The following is a 4,881-nucleotide window of genomic DNA, read 5'->3' as shown; positions in this document are numbered from 1 at the left end:
TCTCTGTCCGGACCGATGGTGGAAGCGATTTGGACCAGGATTCTCTCCGGAAGATTTCCGGCAAGCTGGATCAGGTCGGGACCGACGGAGAATGAGACGAGAAGCTGCGGTTGGTTCGCGGCGACAACAATGTTGCGACCGTTGACGACCACGACACGAGCGTCGGGCGCGTGCTGGAGGTTGTCCATGACCCGGCCGGCTGCGTCGTCGGGTAGATGATCGACAACAAGGCTGACCTGCCCGCCCAGCTGCCCTGGAGCGGGGGATTCGGGGGCGACCTGCCGGACGACGGTGAATGCCGATGGATGTGCGGCGATTTCACTGTCGGCGTCGATCGTCCGGCGTTCGGACTTCCAGGCGAACCACTCGCCCGGCATGGTGAATGTATAACCCTCCGAATGAAAGATGCTCGACGGCCCCGCCGATGCTAGTTCGGGGGATGTCGGTGCCACGTTTCCAATCGGATTATCCCGGTCATGCTGGTTGCCGGCGCAGGCGGGGAGAAAGAACAGGAGCGTGCCTACCGTGAGGACGGGACCCGCTTTCCACCGCCAGGTCATGGTCGGTCTTCATGGCCGGCAGGGCCCATGGTGCTGTTGAAGGTGTAGGTGCGTGGGGGGAGCGGTCCGAAGAAGGCGGTGACGCGGTGCAGGAGACCGGTATCGGTGAGTTCCACGGTGTTGGTGCCGGTCAGGGCTGGCTGTCCGGTGGGGTGGTAGGCGGTCCAGCCGAACCGGGCGACATCGTGGTGGGTGTCGACGTCGCTGGTCAGGACGATGCGATGGCCGGCGAACTGAGCCGTGAATGTGCTGATGTGGTCCGCGAGTGCGTCGATTCCCTCGGTGCGGACGGCCGGGTCGCGGTAGAGCACATCCTCGGTGCAGGTTGTGCTCAGTTGGTTCAGGCGCTGTGCGGGGTCCCGGGTCGTCCACGCCGCGAGGAAGGTGGACACGGCCCGGGTGAGGGCCTCGGTGGGTTGGGTAGGCATCTGGGGTGGGGCGGTCACGGTCGTGTTCCGGCAGGGATGCCAGCGGCTTCATACGGGGCCATGTCACCGGCGAATTCACCGGCGAGATAGCGCTGTCGGAGTTCGGTTCGGCGGATCTTTCCTGAGGTGGTCTTCGGGAGGGTGCCGGGCTCGAGGATGATGACGGCGTGCGGGCGTAGGCCTACCTGTGTGACGACGGCGGTGATCACCGCGTCGCGTAAGGCGTCCGTGTCCGGTGTGCGTGCCTCGACAGCGACCACCAGGGTGTCGGCGCGGGGCCGGTCGGGTCCGCGGAACGCCGCGATGCGTCCGGCTCGCGCGCCCTGGGCCTGGGACGCGGCTCGTTCCACCTCATGTGGAGTGATATTGCGGCCACCGACGATGAGGATGTCCTTGCGGCGTCCACAGACGATGATTTCGCCGTCGGTGAGGTAGCCTAGGTCGCCGGTTGAGAGCCAGCCGTCTGTCAGGAGCCCGTCCGGGCCGGTGGTGTGGACATAGCCCGGGCTGACCGATGTTCCTCTCAGTTGGATCTGGCCGATGTCGCGGTCGCCGCGAACAACGCCGGTGTCGGGGTCGACGATTCGGATCTCGATGCCGGGCAGCGGTTGGCCGAGCCGTGGGTGCCTGGTCGTCGCGGCGCCCGGTGAGGCCGGTACGGCCCGCTTTTCGGTCTGCAGTATCGCTGTGTCGACTTCGTCGAGGTGCATGCCACGGCCGGGTGGGACGAGGGATACGGCGAGTGTCGCTTCGGCCATCCCGAATGCGCAGACCATTGCCGCCGGGTTGAAGCCGTGCTGTGCGGCCCGGGCGGTGAAGGATCCGATCACGTCGGGGTCGATGGGTTCGGCGCCGCAGAGCGCGAACCGGACGTGGGACAGGTCCAGGTCTGCACCTGGTGGCAGCAGGCGTGCGGCGAGGCCGTAGGCGAAGGCCGGCGCGCCGGTGGCGGTGCCGCGGTAGCGGGAGATGTTCGCCAGCCAGGATGTCGGGCGGGCCAGGAACTCCTCGGGAGTGGAGAGAATCAGGCGGCAGGCTCCGCAGGACATCGGTAGGGTCAGGAAGCCGATCAGGCCCATGTCGTGGAACAGCGGCAGCCATGAGACCAGGCAGTCGGGTACCTCTTCGTGCCGGGTCACGTTCATGATTCCGGTGAGGTTCGCCGCGAGGTTGCCGTGGGTGATGCGGACCGCTTTGGGTTCGCCGGTCGATCCGCTGGTGAACTGCCGTAGCGCGGTGTCGTGGTCGGTCAGGTCGGGCCGGGTGTAGGGCGTGCCGGCGACGGCCTGCCTGATCCGGTCGTCGACGGCGACAACCCGGCAGCCGCCCGCTGCAAGGACGGCGGTGAGGCCTGCGGTGAAGGGGCCGAACGGTGGGCAGAGCAGCAGTACGTCGAGGTCGGCGCTGCGGACGGCGCTGTGGCATGCGTCGGCGACCAGCGTCGGATCGCTGCTGGTCGGGGGTGTCAGGACGGTGACGCTCGCTCCGGCGAGCCAGACCGCGCGGATCGCGGTGACCAGTGTGCGGCTGGTGGTACCGAGGAGTCCCACCGCGGTGCCCCGGCCGATGCCGGCCGTTTGGAGGAATCCGGCGAGGCCGATCGCCTCGGCGTGGACCTGTGCCCAGGAGATGGTCTCGTCCCCGCCCGCTCTGGTCAGGGTGAGTGATCCGCCGCGTCCGGCTGCTCGCTCGAAGGCGTCCAGCAGGAAGGCCGTCATGTCCCTGCCCCGGTGGGAAAGTCCGGTATTCCGGACAGCGATGGTGTACCCGGTACGGGGACCGGGTGGGAGGTCGACGGGACGGGGGGGAGTCCGACGTGGTGGCGGCAGAGCGCGAGCAGGTACTCGTCCCAGAACCGGCCGTCGTAGTAGTTGAAGTCCCGCAGTCGACCTTCGATATCGAATCGGCGTCCCTCGCCACTGGCGATCAGTTCATAGTTGAATTCCGGCATTTCCATGTACAGCTTGCGCAGGTTCCAGACCTGGAACAGATATCGGACGAACAGCTCGACCGCGCTGGCGGGCAGCCCGGTGAGCAGGTAGTCCGGAGTGAACACCGCGGCCAGGTAGGCGATGCCGCGGGTGGTGTCCGCGTTGTAGGCGACGACCAGACCGATCGGTTCTCCCGTTGCGGGGAGGAGCACGACGAATTGGGCGAGCACCCCCTGCCACAGCCCTGCCTGGAACGTCTCCTGGTTGGGTACGGCGCCGCGGAAACGCCAGCGGAAACCGATCTCCTCCGAGATTGCGAGTTCGTACAGGAACGGCAGGTATTCTGGGGTCACCGGCCGCAACGCAAACCGGCCGTTGTGCAGCCTGGGTGACCTCACTCCGGCTCGAGTCACGGGGCCGGGCGGTACGTCCCGCCGACGGATAACGACCGGGTGCCCGTCACCGGCGCTGCCACGGGCGGTGTCGAGGAGCATGCACGCGTCCGCGACAGTCACGATTTGGCCCGCGGGGGTCGCGTCGATGTCCACGCCCCGCGCCGCGAGCCAGACCAGGAGTTCCAGTTGTTGGAGCGAGTCCAGATGAAGGTCGTTGCGAAGGTCGGCGGTAGCGGTGACGGCGGATGGCTCAACGGCAAGAAGGCGAGCGAGGAAACCTTCAAGATCGGTATCGCGAACGTCGGAGAGCACCGTACCCCTTCGCGCTCAACGTGGAATATTAACGATATATCCTGATAAGTTGTCTAAATCATCAGATAAGACTAGATCGATGAAAGCATGAGATACGGTGGCGCGCAAGCTAATTACACTGAGTAGCAAAATTATTGGATGTCGATCAGCGGTGCCGTGAGGATTCAGGACAGCCCACCTCGGGCTGGAGCTGCGGGAAGTTACTATCCGTAGTCGCGAGGCTGGCTGTTCCTTTTGGTCCTTCGGTTACTCAACGTCATCGCGGTGAGCCTGGCGGGCACTGTTCGCCCGATCCCGGATGCGGTTACCCGGTCAGCGGGACCGGGGCGTAGCCGTCGGAGCCGTCGGGATCGTGACACCCGATGACGGTGTCGTGGCCCCGCCCCCGGGCTGGGTCGTGGTGGTACCCGGCAGCAGACCGGCGGTCGGGTCGGGTGCGGAAGCGGCGGGCGCCGGCGGGGGAGTGGACAACAACCCGCCCTTGGTTCCGCTGGCCACGGTGGGATCCGCCTTTGACATCGGCATGGCCGGGACTCCGGCCAGGGCCTGGCGCAGCGAGCGGCCCCAGATGATCGCCGGGAGGTCGCCGCCGAACACATGGGGCCAGGTCCGGCCGTCCGCGACGATGCCCTTCAATGGGTTGCCCTGGGCACCTTTCGGGTTGCCGACGGCGACGGCGGCGGACATCTGCGGGGTGTACCCGACGAACCATGCGGCCGAGTAGTTGTCGGTCGTCCCAGTCTTGCCGGCAGCCGGGCGCCCGATCGCCGCGGCGTTCGGGTACCCCGTGCCCTGGGTGATCACACCGGTCAGGATGCTCGTGACGGTGTCGGCGACACCGGCGGACACCGCCCGCTTGCAGGCGGGCGCGGGGGCGATGTCGACGTTCTGGTTGCTGGAGTCGGTAGCCGACAGGACGTAGCGCGGGTTGCAGTGCATACCGTGGGCGGCGAGGGTGGCGTAGGCGTTGGCCATGTCCAGCGGCGGGACGGCCTTGGAGCCGATGGTCAGGTCACCCCAGGCCTTTGCCAGGTAGGCCGCGGGGACGCCGAGCCGGTTTGCCATGTCGATGACGGCGGGTAGGCCGACTTTCTCCTCCAGCTGGATGTAATAGGTGTTCACCGACTTCCAGGTGGCTTCGGGCATGGCGTAGACGCCGCTTTCGTCCGGCTCGGCGTTGGCGTAGCCGGTGGCGCAGTCACCGCCTTCGCGCCGCCCCCCGATGGCGTACCGCTTGGAGATGTAGCAGGCTGGC

Annotated in this window: 5 protein-coding genes; all 5 read right to left on the bottom strand. The window is 66.9% G+C overall.

Going from position 1 to position 4,881, the window contains the following annotated elements; all coding sequences use genetic code 11:
- The coding region (locus U9980_RS22335) for a hypothetical protein (protein WP_322769725.1) at positions 1-560 on the bottom strand (560 nt) is incomplete at its 3' end.
- The gene (locus U9980_RS22330; RefSeq protein WP_322769724.1) at positions 557-1,006 is read right to left on the bottom strand and encodes a nuclear transport factor 2 family protein; all 450 of its coding nucleotides are present in this window, start codon (positions 1,004-1,006) and stop codon (positions 557-559) included. The genes U9980_RS22335 and U9980_RS22330, both read right to left, overlap by 4 nt.
- Positions 1,003-2,706 (bottom strand): AMP-binding protein, encoded by a 1,704-nt coding sequence (locus U9980_RS22325; RefSeq protein WP_322769723.1) that lies wholly within the window; start codon positions 2,704-2,706, stop codon positions 1,003-1,005. Before U9980_RS22325 ends, U9980_RS22330 begins: the two co-directional genes overlap by 4 nt.
- Positions 2,703-3,626: a phosphopantetheine-binding protein gene (locus tag U9980_RS22320; protein ID WP_322769722.1), complete on the bottom strand. Its 924-nt coding sequence runs from the start codon at positions 3,624-3,626 to the stop codon at positions 2,703-2,705. The genes U9980_RS22325 and U9980_RS22320 overlap by 4 nt, the downstream gene beginning before the upstream one ends.
- Before the next feature lie 312 nt (positions 3,627-3,938).
- On the bottom strand, positions 3,939-4,881 hold a 943-nt coding region (locus U9980_RS22315; RefSeq protein WP_322769721.1), incomplete at its 5' end, for a penicillin-binding transpeptidase domain-containing protein.

The sequence above is a fragment of the Protofrankia sp. Cr1 genome (genome assembly GCF_963555865.1).
GTDB lineage: Bacteria > Actinomycetota > Actinomycetes > Frankiales > Frankiaceae > Protofrankia.
This window is presented reverse-complemented; position numbering and strand designations above follow the sequence as displayed.